General features: G+C 59.1%; 23 protein-coding genes. 20 read left to right on the top strand and 3 right to left on the bottom strand.

Annotation, left to right across the window (positions count from 1 at the left end; genetic code table 11):
• Window positions 1-5: 5 nt before the first annotated feature.
• The 3 genes from B0B52_RS04900 to B0B52_RS04890 form a co-directional block, all read right to left on the bottom strand.
• The gene (locus B0B52_RS04900) at window positions 6-1205 is read right to left on the bottom strand and encodes an esterase-like activity of phytase family protein (protein WP_077592494.1); all 1200 of its coding nucleotides are present in this window, start codon (window positions 1203-1205) and stop codon (window positions 6-8) included.
• A gap of 74 nt (window positions 1206-1279) precedes the next feature.
• Complete coding sequence (glpK, locus tag B0B52_RS04895) at window positions 1280-2773, bottom strand: glycerol kinase GlpK (RefSeq protein ID WP_077592493.1); 1494 nt, start codon at window positions 2771-2773, stop codon at window positions 1280-1282.
• A gap of 30 nt (window positions 2774-2803) precedes the next feature.
• Window positions 2804-3571: a DeoR/GlpR family DNA-binding transcription regulator gene (locus tag B0B52_RS04890; RefSeq protein WP_077592593.1), complete on the bottom strand. Its 768-nt coding sequence runs from the start codon at window positions 3569-3571 to the stop codon at window positions 2804-2806.
• A 189-nt stretch (window positions 3572-3760) separates the two neighbouring features.
• Here B0B52_RS04890 and B0B52_RS04885 point away from each other — a divergent pair, with 189 nt between their 5' ends.
• From B0B52_RS04885 to rpmJ, 20 genes are all read left to right on the top strand, one after another.
• Window positions 3761-4834 (top strand): ABC transporter ATP-binding protein, encoded by a 1074-nt coding sequence (locus B0B52_RS04885; RefSeq protein ID WP_077592492.1) that lies wholly within the window; start codon window positions 3761-3763, stop codon window positions 4832-4834.
• Between the two features lies 1 nt (window position 4835).
• Window positions 4836-5912: an ABC transporter ATP-binding protein gene (locus B0B52_RS04880; protein WP_077592491.1), complete on the top strand. Its 1077-nt coding sequence runs from the start codon at window positions 4836-4838 to the stop codon at window positions 5910-5912.
• A gap of 43 nt (window positions 5913-5955) precedes the next feature.
• The gene (locus B0B52_RS04875; RefSeq protein WP_077592490.1) at window positions 5956-6849 is read left to right on the top strand and encodes a carbohydrate ABC transporter permease; all 894 of its coding nucleotides are present in this window, start codon (window positions 5956-5958) and stop codon (window positions 6847-6849) included.
• Window positions 6842-7654 (top strand): carbohydrate ABC transporter permease, encoded by an 813-nt coding sequence (locus B0B52_RS04870; protein WP_077592489.1) that lies wholly within the window; start codon window positions 6842-6844, stop codon window positions 7652-7654. Before B0B52_RS04875 ends, B0B52_RS04870 begins: the two co-directional genes overlap by 8 nt.
• Before the next feature lie 24 nt (window positions 7655-7678).
• Window positions 7679-7987, top strand: coding sequence for a DUF2160 domain-containing protein (locus B0B52_RS04865; protein WP_077592488.1), 309 nt, complete (start codon window positions 7679-7681; stop codon window positions 7985-7987).
• 90 nt (window positions 7988-8077) lie between these two features.
• Window positions 8078-9808 carry an ABC transporter substrate-binding protein gene (locus B0B52_RS04860; RefSeq protein WP_077592487.1) on the top strand — a complete coding sequence of 577 codons (1731 nt, stop codon included), beginning with the start codon at window positions 8078-8080 and terminating at the stop codon, window positions 9806-9808.
• A gap of 165 nt (window positions 9809-9973) precedes the next feature.
• Window positions 9974-11560: a glycerol-3-phosphate dehydrogenase/oxidase gene (locus B0B52_RS04855; protein ID WP_077592592.1), complete on the top strand. Its 1587-nt coding sequence runs from the start codon at window positions 9974-9976 to the stop codon at window positions 11558-11560.
• 329 nt (window positions 11561-11889) lie between these two features.
• Window positions 11890-12258, top strand: a complete 369-nt coding sequence (rplN, locus tag B0B52_RS04850; RefSeq protein ID WP_007869247.1) for a 50S ribosomal protein L14 — start codon at window positions 11890-11892, stop codon at window positions 12256-12258.
• A 9-nt stretch (window positions 12259-12267) separates the two neighbouring features.
• Window positions 12268-12588 (top strand): 50S ribosomal protein L24, encoded by a 321-nt coding sequence (gene rplX, locus B0B52_RS04845; RefSeq protein ID WP_077592486.1) that lies wholly within the window; start codon window positions 12268-12270, stop codon window positions 12586-12588.
• A 2-nt stretch (window positions 12589-12590) separates the two neighbouring features.
• On the top strand, window positions 12591-13166 hold the full coding sequence (gene rplE / locus B0B52_RS04840; RefSeq protein WP_077592485.1) for a 50S ribosomal protein L5: 576 nt from the start codon (window positions 12591-12593) through the stop codon (window positions 13164-13166).
• A gap of 7 nt (window positions 13167-13173) precedes the next feature.
• Window positions 13174-13479 (top strand): 30S ribosomal protein S14, encoded by a 306-nt coding sequence (gene rpsN / locus B0B52_RS04835; RefSeq protein ID WP_077592484.1) that lies wholly within the window; start codon window positions 13174-13176, stop codon window positions 13477-13479.
• Between the two features lie 17 nt (window positions 13480-13496).
• Entirely contained in the window at window positions 13497-13892 is a 396-nt protein-coding gene (rpsH, locus tag B0B52_RS04830; RefSeq protein WP_077592483.1) for a 30S ribosomal protein S8, read from the top strand.
• Between the two features lie 24 nt (window positions 13893-13916).
• Window positions 13917-14450 carry a 50S ribosomal protein L6 gene (gene rplF / locus B0B52_RS04825; protein WP_077592482.1) on the top strand — a complete coding sequence of 178 codons (534 nt, stop codon included), beginning with the start codon at window positions 13917-13919 and terminating at the stop codon, window positions 14448-14450.
• Window positions 14451-14461: 11 nt separating this feature from the next.
• Window positions 14462-14827 (top strand): 50S ribosomal protein L18, encoded by a 366-nt coding sequence (gene rplR / locus B0B52_RS04820; RefSeq protein ID WP_077592481.1) that lies wholly within the window; start codon window positions 14462-14464, stop codon window positions 14825-14827.
• Window positions 14828-14844: 17 nt separating this feature from the next.
• On the top strand, window positions 14845-15363 hold the full coding sequence (gene rpsE / locus B0B52_RS04815) for a 30S ribosomal protein S5 (protein WP_077592480.1): 519 nt from the start codon (window positions 14845-14847) through the stop codon (window positions 15361-15363).
• A gap of 11 nt (window positions 15364-15374) precedes the next feature.
• Complete coding sequence (gene rpmD / locus B0B52_RS04810) at window positions 15375-15557, top strand: 50S ribosomal protein L30 (RefSeq protein WP_077592479.1); 183 nt, start codon at window positions 15375-15377, stop codon at window positions 15555-15557.
• 12 nt (window positions 15558-15569) lie between these two features.
• Window positions 15570-16001 carry a 50S ribosomal protein L15 gene (gene rplO, locus B0B52_RS04805; RefSeq protein WP_077592478.1) on the top strand — a complete coding sequence of 144 codons (432 nt, stop codon included), beginning with the start codon at window positions 15570-15572 and terminating at the stop codon, window positions 15999-16001.
• 23 nt (window positions 16002-16024) lie between these two features.
• Entirely contained in the window at window positions 16025-17344 is a 1320-nt protein-coding gene (gene secY / locus B0B52_RS04800; RefSeq protein WP_077592477.1) for a preprotein translocase subunit SecY, read from the top strand.
• Between the two features lie 5 nt (window positions 17345-17349).
• Complete coding sequence (gene infA / locus B0B52_RS04795) at window positions 17350-17568, top strand: translation initiation factor IF-1 (RefSeq protein WP_007869286.1); 219 nt, start codon at window positions 17350-17352, stop codon at window positions 17566-17568.
• A gap of 28 nt (window positions 17569-17596) precedes the next feature.
• A complete protein-coding gene (gene rpmJ, locus B0B52_RS04790; protein WP_011481465.1) occupies window positions 17597-17710 on the top strand; it encodes a 50S ribosomal protein L36 in 114 nt (37 codons plus the stop codon).
• Window positions 17711-17712: the final 2 nt, after the last annotated feature.

The following is a 17712-nucleotide window of genomic DNA, read 5'->3' as shown; positions in this document are numbered from 1 at the left end:
AATGTTCAGTCAAAAAATTCAAAAGCCAGCCATTGGGTGATTTGCCGCGGATTGAAATTGTCGTCGCTAATGAAGTGGAGGCTGCGGTTGCCGTTGGGAAGCCGCGGGCCCCAGCTCATGCCCTCGGTATTGTCGAGGTGGGCCAGCCTGGAGCCGGGGCCGGGGCCGGTGAAGGTCGAAAAATCGGCCAGCAGCAGCTTGGCCGCAGGCTGGTAGGCACCAGGCTGCAGCGCCGGGATATTCAGCGTGTCCGTCCCCTCGCGGGTGTCGATCAGGTAAAGGCGCAGCGAATTGCCCGTGAGGGCATCATGCCCCGCGATGTAGGCCCGCTCCAGCACCAGCATGCGGTCGGCATCGAGCATCAGGATTTCGCTGACGCCGTTGTTGGCATGGGTGGCCGGCGCGACCGGTGCGTGCGGAATGGCGTCGGGCACATAGGCTATTTGCCGCACGACCTGCCCGCTGGCCAGGTCCAGCTGGGTGAAACGGCATGGCCCGCCGGCTGCCTGCACGGTTGGTGGCTGGCCGTCCTGGCGCAGTGGGCCCTCCATGGCGATCCAGGCCCGGCTGCCGTCCGGGCTCAAGGCCAGGCCTTCCAGCGCCAGATTGATGCGCGGCCCCTGGGTAAGGTGAAAGTCAAACATGGCCGGCAGCGCAAATTCGCGAACCAGCGTGCCGTCAGCGCGGCTTTCACGCAGCGCCGGAGCCGCTCCCGTGAGGGCATGCCCTTCGCTGGTCCAGAGCAATGTCTGGCTGGCTCCGCGCCAACGGATTGCCTCCGGGTCGGGAACCTGGATGCCGCGCAACGCTGCCGGATAGGTGCTGCCATCGGCCTGACGCAGGGCGGTCATGCCGGTCAGGGTGAGCTCACCCAGCCGATCCGTCTCGAACGGAAGACGTGCCGTGTAAAACCGCGCGGGGTTGATGTTCGAGCCATCGTCGCTGAGCAGGTAATACAGGCCGCTGGCCTCGTCATAGTCGATGCCAGACAAGCCGCCGACGGTGGTGCCCTGAAACTGGAGCCTGTGAGGCAACCGCGCCTCGCCGATGAGCCGCAAGCGGGTGCGGGGCGGTGCCACGAAGGCCTGAGCCGGTTTGGTGGGTGCGAAACCTGCGAGGCCCAGCGTTGCGGCAGCGCCGTAGCGCAGCACTTGCCGCCGTGTCAGTTCAAACGCGGTCTTGGCGAGCTGGGGCGGGCAGGGCATGAAGCGAGTTTAGGCTCGCCGGGCGGTAGGGGTTGTGACAGGGGGGGCGGAAACGGTCGTCCGCTGCTGCTGGCTTACAGCGCCACGGTCTGCCGCACCGCGTGTTCCCATTGCGCCATCAAGCCGGCTGCGCGGTCGGCGCTCAAGGTGGGCAAAAACCTGCGTTCGGCGCGCCACATGTCCGAGAGTTCGCTGGTGCTGGCATAGACGCCGCTGGACAGGCCGGCCAGGTAGGCTGCGCCGAGTGCCGTGGTTTCAGTGACGGCCGGCCTCACGACGGGAATGCCCAGCAGGTCGGCCTGGAACTGCATCAAAAGGTCGTTGATGCAGGCGCCGCCGTCCACCCGGAGTTCCGCCACCGGTGCCGCGCCGGCGGCCACCGCGTCGCGGCTCATGGCCTGCAGCAGGGCCGCGCTCTGGTAGGCAATGCTTTCCAGCGCAGCCCGCGCAATGTGGGCCACCGTGGTGCCGCGCGTCAGGCCGGTGATGGTGCCGCGTGCATCGGGTTTCCAGTAGGGGGCGCCCAGGCCGGTGAAGGCCGGCACCATCATGACGCCGCCCGAATCGGGAACGCTTTGTGCCAGCGCCTGTACTTCGCCGCTGCCCTGGATGGCATGCAGGCCATCGCGCAGCCACTGCACGACGGCACCGCCGACAAACACGCTGCCTTCAAAGGCATATTCGGTCCGCTGCGTAACTTGCGCGGCGCTGGTGGTGAGCAGGCCGTTGTGTGAAGTCTGGAACTTGTTGCCCGTGTGCATCAGCAAAAAGCAGCCTGTGCCATAGGTGTTTTTGGCCATGCCCTCCTTGAAGCAGGCCTGGCCGAACAGCGCGCTTTGCTGGTCGCCCGCCACGCCGCCTATCGGTATGGCGGCGCCCAGTAACTCCGGCCGTACGTCGCCGTAATGCGTGCTGGACGGTAGCACTTGAGGCATCAGTTTCTCGGGAATGTCCAGCAGGGCCAGCAGGTCGGCATCCCAGCTGTTGGTGTGCACGTTGAACAGCATGGTGCGCGAGGCATTGGTCACGTCGGTGGCATGCAGGGTGCCGCCGGTGAGCTGCCACATGAGCCAGCTGTCGATGGTGCCGAAAGCAAGCTCGCCACGTGCCGCCTGCTGGCGCGCTTGCGGTACGTTGTCGAGCAGCCACTTGAGTTTGGTGCCGGAGAAATAGGCATCGACCAGCAACCCGGTTTTGGCCTGGATCAGGTCTGCCTTGCCGCCTTCGCGTAGCTGCGCGCAGGTGGCTTCGGCGCGCCTGTCCTGCCAGACGATGGCGTGGTGGATGGGCTGGCCCGTCTTGCGGTTCCAGACAACCGTGGTTTCGCGCTGGTTGGTGATGCCCAGCGCGCGAATGTCGCCGGCCTTGAGCTTCGCCTTGGCCAGGGCTTCGCGCGCGGTGGCCAGCTGGGTGCGCCAGATCTCCATGGGGTCATGTTCGACCCAGCCCGGCTTGGGATAAATCTGAGGTAGCTCCTGCTGCGCCAGGGCCACGATGTGACCGTTTTCGTCAAACACAATGCTGCGGGAGCTGGAGGTGCCCTGGTCCAGGGCGAGCAGGTAAGTCATGGGCGTCGAAATCTGGTTGGGGAGTGAAGCTCAGGGGTGGGCCACGTCGCAGCTTACCCCGGCTTCTGCCAGCAGTGCGGGAAAGGGCTCGGGCGGCGGCTGGTCGGTGAACAGCCGGTCGATTTGCGACAAGGTGGCGAGTTCGACCATGGCGGGCCGGTTGAACTTGCTGCTGTCGGCGGCGAGCCACACTTCGCGCGCATGCTCAATGATGGTTTGCGCCACCTTGACCTCGCGGTAGTCGAAGTCGCGCAACGAGCCATCGCCTTCAATGCCCGAAATGCCGATCAGCGCGATGTCCACCCGGAACTGGCGGATGAAGTCAACGGCTGCTTCACCGACGATGCCGCGGTCACGCGCGCGCACGACGCCGCCGGCCACGATGACCTCGCAGTCCGGGTTACCGCTCAGGATGGCCGCGACGTTGAGGTTGTTGGTGATGACGCGCAAACCCTTGTGATGCATCAACGCCCGGGCAATGGCTTCGGTGGTGGTGCCGATGTTGAGGATCAGCGAGCAGTTGTCCGGCACTTCTGCCGCGACGGCCAGCGCAATACGCGCCTTGCCATCGGCGTTGAGGCTTTCGCGCTGGCGGTGCGCCAGGTTTTCAATGGTCGAGCTGGGAACACGCACGCCGCCGTGAAAACGTGTCAGCAGACCGGCTTCGGCCAGGCGTTGCACGTCGCGGCGCACGGTCTGCAAGGTGACCTCCAGTGTGTCGGCGAGTTGTTCAACAGTGACCGACCCGCGGGCGCGGACGACGTCGAGGAGTTTGAGTTGCCGGGGATTGGAGTTCACGTGTGCTTGGGCTTTGTAAGTCATTCGACTGTATATCGAAACAAAAAGAAACAAATCAGGGAAAGCATCTATTCAAAACGCGCAAAAAGGAAGAAAAATAGAAAAGATACGAACTAAGGTACACGAATCTTGCATGCACAGCAGCCCTTCCCCGATTCATTTGCGCACCGACGCCCGTAAAGGTTTGTGATGCAACTTTCACTTGACGCGGTCAGCAAAAAAGTGGGCCCCGAAACCTGGCTGTATGAAATGAGCCTGGCTCCGCGCGCGGGCGAAGTCACTGTGCTGCTGGGGGCCACGCAGGCCGGCAAGACCAGCCTCATGCGCATCATGGCCGGTCTCGACGTGCCCAGCGCGGGCCATGTCCGGGTGGACGGCGCCGATGTCACCGGCATGGCGGTGCGCGAGCGCAATGTGGCCATGGTCTACCAGCAGTTCATCAACTACCCCTCGCTCAAGGTGGCCGACAACATCGCCTCGCCGCTCAAGCTGCGCGGCGAAAAAAACATAACCCAGCGGGTGCACGAGATTGCCGAGCGCCTGCACATCGACATGTTCCTGGACCGCTACCCGGCCGAATTGTCGGGTGGGCAGCAGCAACGCGTTGCGCTGGCGCGCGCACTGGCGAAAGGCGCGCCCCTGATGCTGCTTGACGAACCGCTGGTCAACCTGGACTACAAGTTGCGCGAAGAATTGCGAGAGGAGCTGACGCAGCTGTTTGCAGTCGGGGATTCAACGGTGATTTACGCGACCACCGAGCCGGGGGAGGCCTTGCTGCTGGGCGGCTACACGGCGGTTCTGGATGGCGGGGAGTTGCTCCAATACGGCCCGACGGCGGAGGTGTTTCATGCGCCGAAGTCGCTGCGTGTCGCCCGCGCTTTCAGCGACCCGCCCATGAACCTGCTGGCTGCCACGGCCAGCGGGCAGGGTGTACAGCTGGTGGGCGGTCCCGAACTGGCTATCGCGCTGACTCCAAATGCGTCGCCTGCATTGACCGTTGGCGTGCGTGCCAGCGCCTTGCGCGAAACCCGGCGCGATGGCGACATCACGCTGGCCGGCAAGGTCGAACTGGCAGAGATTTCCGGCTCCGACACTTTTGTGCACGTGAGTACGGGTGTTGGCGAGCTTGTGGCCCAGCTCACGGGTGTGCATTACTTCGATCTTGGTGCTGCGATCACGCTATATCTCCATCCTTCGCAGGCTTACGTGTTTGATGCCGGTGGCGCATTGCTGGTCGGTCCTCCGCGCAAGGGAGGGTACTGACATGGCCCGCATCGACCTGGAGCTCGCTCACTCCTACAAACCGAATCCGCGCGAGGATGCCGACTATGCCCTGCTGCCCTTGCAAATGACTTTCGAGGACGGCGGTGCTTACGCGCTGCTGGGCCCCTCGGGCTGCGGCAAGACCACCATGCTCAATGTGATCTCCGGCCTGCTGGCGCCGTCGCAGGGCACGGTGAAATTTGATGGCCGGGACATGACGCATGCCACGCCGCAGGAGCGCAACATCGCGCAGGTGTTCCAGTTCCCTGTCATCTACGACACGATGACGGTGGCCGAAAACCTCGCCTTCCCGCTGCGCAACCGGAAAATGCCGGAAGATCAGATCAAAAAACGTGTCGGGCAGATCGCCGAGATGCTGGAGATGAGTGGCCAGCTGAACCAGCGCGCGGCCGGCCTCGCGGCTGACGCGAAACAGAAGATTTCACTGGGCCGCGGCCTGGTGCGGCCCGATGTCTCAGCGGTTCTTTTTGATGAACCGCTGACCGTCATTGACCCGCACCTGAAGTGGCAGCTGCGCCGCAAGCTCAAGCAGATTCACCACGAGCTCAAGCTCACACTGATTTATGTCACGCATGACCAGGTGGAGGCGCTGACCTTCGCCCAGCAGGTGGTGGTGATGACCCGCGGCCGCGCGGTGCAGATCGGGTCGGCCGATGCATTGTTCGAGCGGCCGCAACACACGTTTGTGGGTCATTTCATCGGTTCACCCGGCATGAACTTCCTGTCCGCCCGGGCTACCGGCGATGCCCTCGACATTGCGGGCCACACGCTGGCCATGCCCGCCGGGCGGGAGCTGCCTGCCGGCGATTACAAGCTCGGCATACGACCTGAATACGTCACCCTGGCGGCGGCCGGCGCTGCGGGCGCCGTGCCCGCGAGCGTTGTGCGCGTGCAGGACATCGGCACCCATTTGATGCTGACGGCGACTGTTGGTGAGGGTGCTGTGAAAGTTCGCCTGCATTCCGGAGTGACGGCACCGCAGGCCGGCGACACCGCCTGGCTGCAGTTGCTCGGAGCCCATACCTGTTTCTACAAAAATGAGGAGCTGATCGCATGAGCGCAGCGCGAAATCGTTCCAGACCGGAAAGCGTGGGAACGCCATGAGTACCACCACGAAACCCGTCAACCAGAAAGCATGGCTGCTGGTGTTGCCGGTCATCATCTGTGTGGCCTTTTCAGCCATCCTGCCCCTGATGACGGTGGTCAATTATTCGGTGCAGGACATCATCTCGCCGGAGAGGCGCGTGTTTGTCGGCACCGAATGGTTTGCCGCCGTCATGCGCGACGAGGACCTCCATGCCGCGCTCTGGCGCCAACTGACGTTTTCATTTGCCGTGCTGGCTGTTGAGATTCCGCTGGGTATCATGCTGGCGCTCTCGATGCCGGCCCAGGGCTGGAAAGCTTCTGCCGTGCTGGTGCTGGTGGCGCTGTCATTGCTGATCCCGTGGAATGTGGTCGGGACCATCTGGCAGATCTACGGTCGTGCCGACATCGGCCTGCTTGGCCGAATGCTGCAGGAAATGGGATTCGACTACAGCTACACCGGAAATGCGTTGCATGCCTGGATCACCGTTCTGATCATGGACGTCTGGCACTGGACACCGCTGGTGGCGCTGCTTTGCTACGCCGGCCTGCGCTCCATTCCGGACGCCTACTACCAGGCCGCGCGCATCGACGGGGCGAGCAAATTTGCGGTGTTCCGCTACATCCAGCTGCCCAAGATGCGCGGCGTGCTGATGATTGCCGTGCTCTTGCGCTTCATGGACAGCTTCATGATCTATACCGAGCCCTTTGTGTTGACAGGCGGCGGGCCAGGCAACGCGACCACTTTCCTCTCGCAATACCTCACGCAGAAAGCAGTGGGCCAGTTCGATCTGGGGCCGGCGGCTGCCTTCTCGCTGATTTATTTCCTGATCATCCTGTTGCTGTGTTTCATCCTCTACAACTGGATGCAGCGGGTCGGCACGGCGACCAAGGAGAACACCGGTGAATAAGCCCCGTTTCCAGGCCAGGTCGCTGTTCCTCATTGCCTACATTGTTTTTGCGCTGTTGCCCATCTACTGGATGGTCAACATGAGCTTCAAGACCAATGGCGAAATCCTGTCGAGTTTCTCGTTTTTCCCGCAGGAGTTCACCTGGGCCAACTACCGGACCATCTTCACCGACCCGTCCTGGTATTCGGGCTACATCAACTCCCTGATTTATGTGGCCATCAACACGGTGATTTCGATCACGGTGGCCCTGCCTGCGGCGTATGCGTTCTCGCGCTACAGCTTCATCGGCGACAAACATGTGTTTTTCTGGCTGCTAACCAACCGCATGACGCCGCCGGCCGTGTTTTTGCTGCCGTTCTTCCAGCTGTACACCACGGTGGGGCTGATGGATACCCATATCGCCGTGGCCCTGGCGCACTTGCTGTTCAATGTGCCGCTGGCGGTCTGGATCCTGGAGGGGTTCATGAGTGGCATTCCGCGCGAGATTGACGAGACGGCGTACATCGACGGTTATTCCTTCCCGCGCTTTTTCGTTCGTATCTTCCTGCCCCTGATCAAGGCCGGGGTCGGCGTGGCGGCTTTCTTCTGCTTCATGTTCAGCTGGGTCGAGCTGCTGCTGGCCCGTACGCTGACCAGCGTCAACGCCAAGCCTATCGTGGCCACGATGACGCGCACTGTTTCAGCTTCCGGTATGGACTGGGCGACGCTGGCGGCGGCGGGTGTACTGACCATCGTCCCTGGCGCGATCGTGATCTGGTTCGTGCGGCATTACATCGCCAAAGGTTTTGCGATGGGCAGGGTATGAAGCCGAACACAAGGAGAAACAAGCATGTTTGAGTGGATGGCGTGGACGCTGCCGGTGGCGGTATTTTTCAGCTGCATTGTGTTGATGCTGATTGGCATGACGGTCTGGGAGATCAAGTCTCCGACAGCGATGCGTCGCGGCTTTTTGCCGCTCGAAACAACACGCGGCGACAGGTTGTTTATCGGCCTGCTGGGCGCTGCCTATATCAACCTGATTTTTGTGGGTCTCAGCGGCAAACTGGGTGCTGCCCTGGGCCTGCAGGTTGATCCGTCGATCTGGATCAGTTTTTTCATTTCCATGGGATGGCTTGCGCTTGTCATGCGCAAAGGTTAGCGGAGGTAGTACGGATTCGGCTCATTGCTTCCCCGGAGCCGGGCGAGTCGTGGAAACACTGGGGGAGGTAATCAATTGAGGAGACAAGTCATGAAGATGCGCTACACAGCACTGGCTCTTGCAGCGGCCCTGATGGTCATGCAGAACGCCAGCGCCGGCGATGCCGAGGCGAAGAAATGGATAGACAGCGAATTCCAGCCATCGACGCTGACCAAAGACCAGCAGATGGCAGAGATGAAATGGTTCATCGAGGCGGCGAAAAAACTGCAGGCCAAAGGCGTGAAGGAAATTTCCGTGGTGTCGGAAACCATCACCACCCACGAATATGAATCCAAGACCCTGGCCAAGGCCTTCGAGGAGATCACGGGCATCAAGGTCAAGCATGACCTGATCCAGGAAGGCGACGTGGTCGAGAAGCTGCAGACCTCCATGCAGTCCGGCAAGTCCATCTACGACGGCTGGATTTCGGACTCGGACCTGATCGGTACTCACTACCGTTATGGCAAGGTCATGAATCTGACCGACTATATGGCCGGGAAGGGCAAGGAATGGACCAACCCGGGGCTGGACCTGAAAGATTTCATCGGCACCAGTTTCACCACCGCACCGGACGGCAAGCTGTACCAGTTGCCCGACCAGCAATTCGCCAATCTGTACTGGTTCCGCGCCGACCTATTTGCACGCAAGGACCTGCAGGACAAGTTCAAGGCCAAATACGGCTACGAACTGGGCGTGCCTTTGAACTGGAGCGCCTACGAGGATATCGCGGCCTTCTTCAGCGAAGACGTCAAGACCATCGATGGCAAGCCGATTTACGGCCATATGGATTACGGCAAGAAAGACCCGTCGCTCGGCTGGCGCTTCACCGACGCCTGGCTGTCGATGGCGGGTACCGCCGACAAGGGCATTCCCAACGGCCAACCGGTTGACGAATGGGGCATTCGCGTAGGGGCTGACAAGTGCACACCTGTGGGCGCCTCTGTCTCCCGCGGCGGTGCTACCAACTCGCCCGCTGCCGTGTACGCGCTGACCAAGTATGTGGACTGGATGAAGAAGTACGCGCCCAAGGAAGCCACCGGCATGACCTTTGGCGAAGCCGGCCCGGTGCCCGCACAGGGCCAAATCGCCCAGCAGATCTTCTGGTACACGGCTTTCACAGCCGACATGACGAAAAAGGGCCTCCCCGTGGTGAACGCGGACGGCACGCCCAAATGGCGCATGGCCCCCGGCCCGAATGGCCCGTACTGGAAGCAAGGCATGCAAAACGGCTACCAGGACGTCGGATCCTGGACTTTCTTCACGGCGCATGATGAAAACCGCACTGCCGCTGCCTGGCTCTATGCGCAGTTCGTGACGGCCAAAACCACGTCGCTGAAGAAGACCATCGTCGGCCTGACGCCTATCCGCGAATCGGACATCCGCTCCAAAGCCATGACCGACATGGCGCCCAAACTGGGCGGTCTGGTGGAGTTCTACCGCAGCCCGGCGCGTGTTGCCTGGACACCGACCGGTACCAATGTGCCTGACTATCCGAAGCTGGCCCAGCTCTGGTGGAAAAATGTGGCTCAGGCCGTGACCGGGGAAAAAACGCCGCAGGGCGCGATGGACACGCTGGCCGAGGAGATGGACCAGGTCATGGGACGGCTGGAGCGTGCGGGCATGGAGAAATGTGCACCCAAACTCAATCCCAAGGGTGATCCGGCCAAATACCTGAGCGACACCGGTGCGCCATGGAAAAAGCTGGCCAACGAAAAGCCCAAGGGTGAAACCATCAACTACGACAAGCTGTTGCAGGCATGGAAGGACGGCAAGGTTCGTTAATCCGTGGAGTCATGCGGGGTGGCGGCCCGCATGTTGCTTGACCATTGAAGGACGAAAAGCGCGTGCGGACCATGGTGGTCCGCACGCCTTTGCCGAGAGAAAAGCCAGGAAGGCGAAAGCGGAGCCTGCCCGTATGGGGTTCTGCGGAGACGGACAATGGAGCCCATGACTTTTGAATCCCCGCTGTTGCGGACGCAACGTGCAGACCTGATAGACCGCCTCCAGGCACCCCATATATATGACATCGCGATCATCGGCGGCGGGGCAACCGGGCTTGGCGTTGCGCTGGATGCCGCGGTGCGCGGATTTTCCGTTGTTCTCGTTGAATCGCATGACTTTGCGAAGGGGACGTCTTCGCGGGCGACCAAGTTGGTCCATGGTGGGGTTCGTTATCTGGCGCAGGGCAATATTTCCCTGGTTCGCGAAGCCTTGCAGGAGCGCACGCGCCTGCTGGCCAATGCGCCGCATCTGGCGCAGCCGTTGCCTTTTGTCATGCCCTCCTACAAGTTTTGGGAGGCTCCTTTTTACGGCGTCGGTCTCAAGATGTACGACGCGCTGGCCGGCAAGGCCGGGCTGGGCGCCACTGAATTTCTCAACCGGGAAGAGACTCTCCGGCTCCAGCCCACCGCCCGACAGGCCGGACTCAAGGGTGGTGTCAAATACTGGGACGGTCAGTTTGATGATGCCCGGCTGGCTCTCGCGCTGGCCCGCAGCGCCGCGCGGGCCGGTGCCTTGCTGGTCAATTACTGTGCTGCCACTGGCCTTGTTCATGAGGGTGAAAAACTGGTGGGCTTGCATGTTGCCGACCAGGAAAGTGGGCAGGCACTTACGCTTAATGCCAAATGCATTGTGAATGCAGCCGGTGTGTGGGTCGATCAGCTGCGCCTGCTTGATGGCCAGGCCATAGGCCGCGAGGTAAAACCCATGGTTGCGCCCAGCCAGGGCGTCCACATCGTGGTTGACCGGTCATTTCTGCCGACGGACCACGCTTTGCTGGTTCCCAAAACCGCTGATGGGCGGGTGTTGTTTGCCGTGCCGTGGCTGGGTAAAACGATTCTGGGGACGACCGATACCCCGCGCAACGATCTCGCGCGCGAACCGCTGGCCTTCCGCGAGGAGGTGGATTTCATCCTTGGCGAGTCGGCCAGGTACCTGAGCAAGGCGCCGCAGCCAGCTGATATCAAAAGCATCTGGGTTGGGTTGCGGCCACTGGTCAAACCACCCGAAGAGGATGGCGACAGTACCCAGGCCCTATCGCGTGAACACACCGTGCTGGTGAGTAAAAGTGGCCTGGTGACCGTGACCGGTGGCAAATGGACCACTTACCGCGCCATGGCCGAAGATGTGCTGGACAACTGTTTTGCAGCCGGCTTGCTTGCAAAACGGTCCGGTGGCGTGACGGCGAACCTCCGTCTGGTGGGCGCTCAAGAGGCGGGCCACAGGATCAGTGGCCCGCCGGGCGTGCATCTTTACGGCAGTGAAGCGCGGGACGTTTTGGCCTTGCCGGGGGCGGACCGGATTCTTGGCGGAGGGTTGACGGAGGCGATGGTGCGGTTTGCCGCACGCTATGAGTACGCCAGGACGGTCGAAGATGTGCTGGCGCGCCGCTCCCGCCTCCTGTTCCTGGACGCCGCACTTGCCAAGGCCCTGGCAGGGGAAGTGGCCGAACTGCTGGAGCAGGAAACCGGGGTGAACCCCCGACTGGCCGAATTCCTGGTCCTTGCCGATCAGTACCTGGTTCTGCCGGCCTGAATATGTCTTCCTGCAGGGGCGGCGTGGCCGGCATCTGGGCGCTCTTAATTTGATAGCTGTCTGCGCCCGCCGCCAAAGGGCAAAACCCCGTTTTCGATCATCATCCCCGGCGACCGGTGCGCACGACGAATAATTTGCTGCAGCAAGTGTTGACAGAGAGCGCAAATTTGTTAATAATCGTGGGCTTCGCTTTAAAAAGCTGAGAATTCTGCCTAACGGAAGCATTGCAAGTGGTTTGCGATGTGGACGACGGGCCCAAGACTGACTGGCAAGTCTTTCTGGTGGGAAACCCCAGAGAAACGCGCTGGTGCAAGTTGGGACTAATTTAAATGATTCAAACGCAATCCAAACTCGATGTTGCTGACAACACGGGTGCCAAATCTGTGATGTGCATCAAGGTGCTGGGCGGGTCCAAGCGCCGCTATGCCAGCGTCGGTGATGTCATCAAGGTCAGTATCAAAGAAGCCGCTCCGCGTGGCCGCGTCAAAAAAGGCGAGGTTTACAGTGCTGTGGTGGTTCGTACTGCCAAGGGCATCCGCCGCGGCGATGGCTCGCTCGTCAAATTCGATGGCAACGCAGCTGTGTTGCTTAACGCCAAGCTGGAGCCTATCGGCACCCGCATCTTCGGACCAGTGACGCGCGAGCTGCGCACTGAGAAGTTCATGAAGATCGTGTCCCTGGCTCCTGAAGTTCTGTAAGGACGCGCCATGAACAAGATTCGCAAAGGCGACGAGATCATTGTGATCGCAGGTCGTGACAAGGGTAAGCGCGGCAAGATTTCGCTGCGCAAGGACGATAGCTACGTGCTGGTGGATGGGATCAACCTGGTGAAAAAACACACCAAGCCCAATCCGCTCAAGGGCACCACGGGTGGCATCGTTGAAAAAAGCATGCCGATTCACCAATCCAATGTGGCCATTTTCAATGCCGCAACGGGTAAGGCGGATCGGGTGGGTATCAAGTTGTTGGCGGACGGCAAAAAAGTGCGCGTCTTCAAGTCCAGCGGCGACGAAATCAAGGCTGCATAAACATGGCAAAGACCGCACCTGTACACGCTGCTCCTGCTCAGGCTCGCCTGCAGGCTCAGTTCCGCGAAAAAATCGCGCCGGCCCTGATGGAGAAATTTGGCTACAAATCGCCAATGCAGGTCCCGCGCATCACCAAGATCACGCTCAACATGGGTGTGAGTGAGGCTGTGGCCGACAAGAAGGTCATGGAGCATGCTGTCAGCGACATGACCAAGATCGCCGGTCAAAAACCGGTGGTGACCAAGGCCAAGAAGGCTATTGCCGGGTTCAAAATCCGCGAAGATCTGCCAATTGGCTGCATGGTCACGCTGCGTGGCGTCCAGATGTACGAATTCCTTGATCGTTTTGTGACGGTGGCGCTGCCCCGTGTTCGCGACTTTCGTGGTATTTCCGGTCGGGCTTTCGACGGCCGTGGTAACTACAACATCGGCGTGAAAGAGCAGATTATTTTCCCTGAGATTGAGTACGACAAGGTTGACGCCTTGCGCGGTCTCAATATCAGCATCACCACTACGGCTAAGACCGACGAAGAGTGCAAGGCTCTCCTCGCTGGCTTCCGTTTTCCGTTCAAGAACTGAGGCGGACATGGCAAAACAGGCTTTATTGCAACGTGAACTGAAGCGCGACAAACTCGTGGCCAAGTTCGCCAAGAAACACGCTGAACTCAAGGCAACGTCCAACGACGCCAAGCGCTCCGATGAAGAGCGCGCCCTGGCCCGTCTGGAGCTGCAAAAGTTGCCCCGCAATGCGAACCCCACACGCCAGCGCAACCGCTGTGCGATCACGGGTCGTCCGCGTGGCACATTCCGTCAATTCGGTTTGGCTCGTGCCAAGATTCGTGAGTTGGCTTTTGCTGGTGATATCCCTGGTATCACCAAGGCAAGCTGGTAAGCATAGGAGAACTACAAATGAGCATGAGTGATCCTATTGCCGATATGCTGACGCGCATCCGTAATGCACAAATGGTTGAAAAAGCTGTTGTGCTGGTGCCGTCTTCAAAAGTCAAAGTCGCTATCGCGCAGGTGTTGAAGGACGAGGGCTACATCGATGGCTTCTCCGTCAAGACCGATGATGGCAAGCCCCAGTTGGAAATCGCCCTGAAGTATTACGCAGGACGCCCGGTGATTGAGCGCATTGAGCGCGTCAGCCGCCCCGGCCTTCGCGTCTACAAAGGCCACGGCGCCATTCCCCAAGTCATGAACGGCTTGGGCGTCGCCATTGTCACCACCCCTCAGGGTGTCATGACTGATCGTAAAGCGCGCGCTACCGGCATCGGTGGTGAAGTGCTTTGCTATGTGGCTTAACGGCGGCATTGAGGAGTAACTGAAATGTCTCGTGTAGGAAAAATGCCAGTCGTCGTGCCTCAGGGTGTAGACGTGGCGATGAAAGACGACCAGATCAATGTCAAGGGTACCCTTGGCGCTCTGGCACTGACCCAAAATGCCCTGGTAACCATCAAGAACGATGCGGGCCAGCTGACTTTTGTGCCGGCCAATGATTCGCGTGAAGCCAATGCCATGAGCGGAACCATGCGTCAGCTGGTCAACAACATGGTTACCGGTGTCACCAAAGGCTTCGAGAAAAAGTTGAGCCTGATCGGCGTGGGTTACAAGGCCCAGGCGCAAGGTGCCAAGCTGAACCTGACGGTTGGTTATTCGCACCCGGTGGTGATGGATATGCCGGCTGGCATCCAGGTGGCAACACCTACGCCGACCGAGATAGTGATCAAGGGCGCTGATCGCCAGCGCGTCGGCCAGATCGCCGCCGAAGTTCGCGCGGTTCGTCCTCCTGAGCCCTACAAGGGCAAGGGCATCCGTTATGCGGATGAGAAGATCACGATCAAAGAAACCAAGAAGAAATAAGGAGCTGCACCATGTTGACCAAAAAAGAGCAGCGCCTTCGTCGTTCCCGCCAGACTCGCATTCGCATTGCCACGCAAGGCGTTGCCCGTCTGACGGTAAATCGTACCAATTTGCATATCTACGCCAGTGTTATCTCTGGCGACGGCACCAAAATCCTGGCCTCTGCCTCGACCGCGGAAGTCGAAGTCCGTAAGGATCTCGGCGCTTCAGGCAAGGGTGCCAACGTTGCTGCTGCGCAGGCCATTGGCAAGCGCATTGCTGAAAAGGCAAAAGCAGCGGGTGTGGAAAAAGTAGCGTTTGACCGCGCTGGCTTTGCGTACCATGGCCGCGTTAAAGCGTTGGCTGAGGCTGCCCGCGAAGCTGGCTTGCAGTTCTAAGCAGACTGGAATTAAGTATGGCTAAGTTTCAAGCAAAATCACAAAACGACGCTCCAGACGATGGTCTGAAGGAAAAAATGATCGCGGTCAACCGCGTGACCAAAGTTGTCAAGGGCGGCCGTATTCTCGGTTTTGCTGCCTTGACCGTGGTTGGTGACGGTGACGGTCGCGTCGGTATGGGTAAGGGTAAATCCAAGGAAGTGCCTGCTGCTGTGCAGAAGGCCATGGAAGAAGCCCGTCGCAACATGACTAAAGTGTCCTTGAAAAACGGCACGCTTCATCACAATGTGTTTGGCCACCATGGCGCTGCCAGCGTCATGATGATGCCTGCTGCCAAAGGTACCGGCATCATTGCTGGTGGCCCGATGCGCGCAGTGTTTGAGGTAATGGGTATTACCGATATCGTGGCTAAAAGCCATGGTTCCAGCAACCCCTACAACATGGTGCGTGCAACGATGGACGCGCTGAATAACTCCACGACGGCTTCGGAGATCGCGGCCAAACGTGGCAAATCAGTCGAAGACATTCTCGGCTAAGGCGGTACCCAATGACGACAGAGAAAAAACTCACTGTGACCCTGGTTCGCAGCCCCATTGGCACCAAGGAATCCCATCGCGCCACCGTGCGCGGCTTGGGCCTGCGTGGTATCAATAGCAAGAGCGAACTGCAGGACACGCCCGCAGTGCGCGGCATGATCAACAAGATCAGCTACCTGGTCAAGGTGCTGTAAGCGGAGCTTATGATGGAATTAAACGGAATCAAGCCTGCCGCAGGCGCAAAACATGCCAAGCGCCGCGTCGGGCGTGGCATTGGCTCGGGTCTGGGTAAAACGTCAGGCCGTGGTCACAAAGGTCAAAAATCGCGCGCAGGCGGTTATCACAAAGTCGGTTTTGAGGGCGGTCAAATGCCTTTGCAGCGCCGCCTGCCGAAGCGGGGCTTCAAATCCCACAACCTCAAATTCAATGCCGAAGTGACGTTGGCAGCGCTGGAACAGCTTGGCTTGGCCGAAGTTGATCTGCTGGCTCTCAAAACGGCTGGCTTGGTGGGGCAACTGGCCAAGAATGTCAAAGTGATCAAGTCTGGTGTGTTGACCAAGGCGGTGAAGCTCAATGGCATTGGCGCCACTGCAGGCGCAAAAGCCGTGATCGAAGCTGCTGGCGGCGTGATCGCTTAATACTTTTATCCGGATAACAATCAGTGGCAACCAGCTCTGCACAAATTGCAAAAAGTGGCAAGTTCGGCGATCTGCGGAACAGGCTTGTATTTTTGCTGCTTGCACTGGTGGTGTATCGCGTGGGTGCGCATATTCCAGTTCCTGGAATTGACCCTGCGCAATTACAGCAACTTTTCAAGGGTCAGCAGGGCGGCATATTGAGTCTTTTCAATATGTTCTCTGGTGGCGCCTTGTCACGGTTTACGGTATTTGCGTTAGGCATCATGCCTTACATTTCGGCTTCCATCATCATGCAGTTGCTCACTTATGTCGTTCCGACATTTGAGCAAATGAAGAAAGAAGGCGAAGCTGGGCGCAGGAAAATTACCCAGTACACCCGATATGGAACCTTGGGTCTGGCTTTGTTTCAGTCCATGGGGATTGCGATTGCCCTCGAAAGCTCGCCTGGTCTTGTCCTTGCTCCGGGCTTTGGTTTCCGCATGACGGCTGTTGTAAGTCTGACCGCCGGGACCATGTTTCTGATGTGGCTTGGCGAACAGATTACTGAGCGAGGATTGGGTAACGGTATTTCAATCCTGATCTTTGCTGGGATCGCTGCCGGCCTTCCCAGTGCACTTGGTGGTTTGCTGGAGTTGGTTCGCACTGGCGCGATGAATATTCTCGTCGCGATTGTGATCGTCGTCGTCGTTGTACTGGTTACTTACTTTGTGGTGTTCGTTGAGCGAGGGCAGAGGAAAATTCTGGTTAACTATGCCAGGCGGCAAGTGGGCAACAAGGTGTATGGCGGACAGTCGTCGCACTTGCCCCTCAAGCTGAACATGGCCGGTGTCATTCCTCCGATTTTCGCTTCGTCCATTATTTTGTTGCCCGCAACTGTGGTGGGTTGGTTCAGTGCAGGCGAAGGGATGCGGTGGCTTAGAGATATCGCCAGCACCCTGACCCCCGGTCAGCCGATCTACGTATTGCTGTATGCAAGCGCGATCATATTTTTCTGCTTCTTTTACACGGCGTTGGTTTTCAATAGCAGGGAAACTGCAGATAACCTGAAGAAAAGTGGGGCGTTCATTCCTGGTATTCGACCCGGAGATCAAACGGCCCGCTACATCGACAAAATTCTGGTCCGATTAACCTTGGCTGGCGCTGTTTACATCACTTTTGTATGTTTGTTGCCTGAATTTTTGATTCTGAAATACAACGTACCGTTTTATTTCGGCGGAACTTCGTTATTGATCATTGTGGTTGTGACCATGGACTTCATGGCACAAGTACAAAATTACATGATGTCTCAGCAATATGAATCCCTGCTGAAGAAAGCAAACTTTAAAACCTCACCAGGTGGTTGATTGGGATGTCGAAAGATGATGTCATCCAGATGCAAGGTGAGGTCGTGGAGAACTTGCCCAACGCGACGTTTCGCGTGAAGCTGGAAAATGGACATGTTGTTTTGGGTCACATTTCAGGGAAGATGCGCATGCACTACATTCGCATTCTTCCGGGTGACAAGGTGACGGTTGAGTTAACGCCCTACGATTTGTCGCGTGCACGCATAGTGTTTCGCGCCAAATAAGCACTGTTAAGAAGTTTAGGAGAAAGAAATGAGAGTTTCAGCTTCGGTCAAGAAAATTTGCCGCAACTGTAAAATCATCCGCCGCAAGGGTGTTGTTCGCGTGATCTGTACAGACCCACGTCATAAACAGCGCCAGGGCTGATT

The sequence above is a fragment of the Polaromonas sp. A23 genome, from assembly GCF_002001015.1.
In the GTDB taxonomy this organism is placed as follows: domain Bacteria; phylum Pseudomonadota; class Gammaproteobacteria; order Burkholderiales; family Burkholderiaceae_C; genus Polaromonas.
This window is presented reverse-complemented; position numbering and strand designations above follow the sequence as displayed.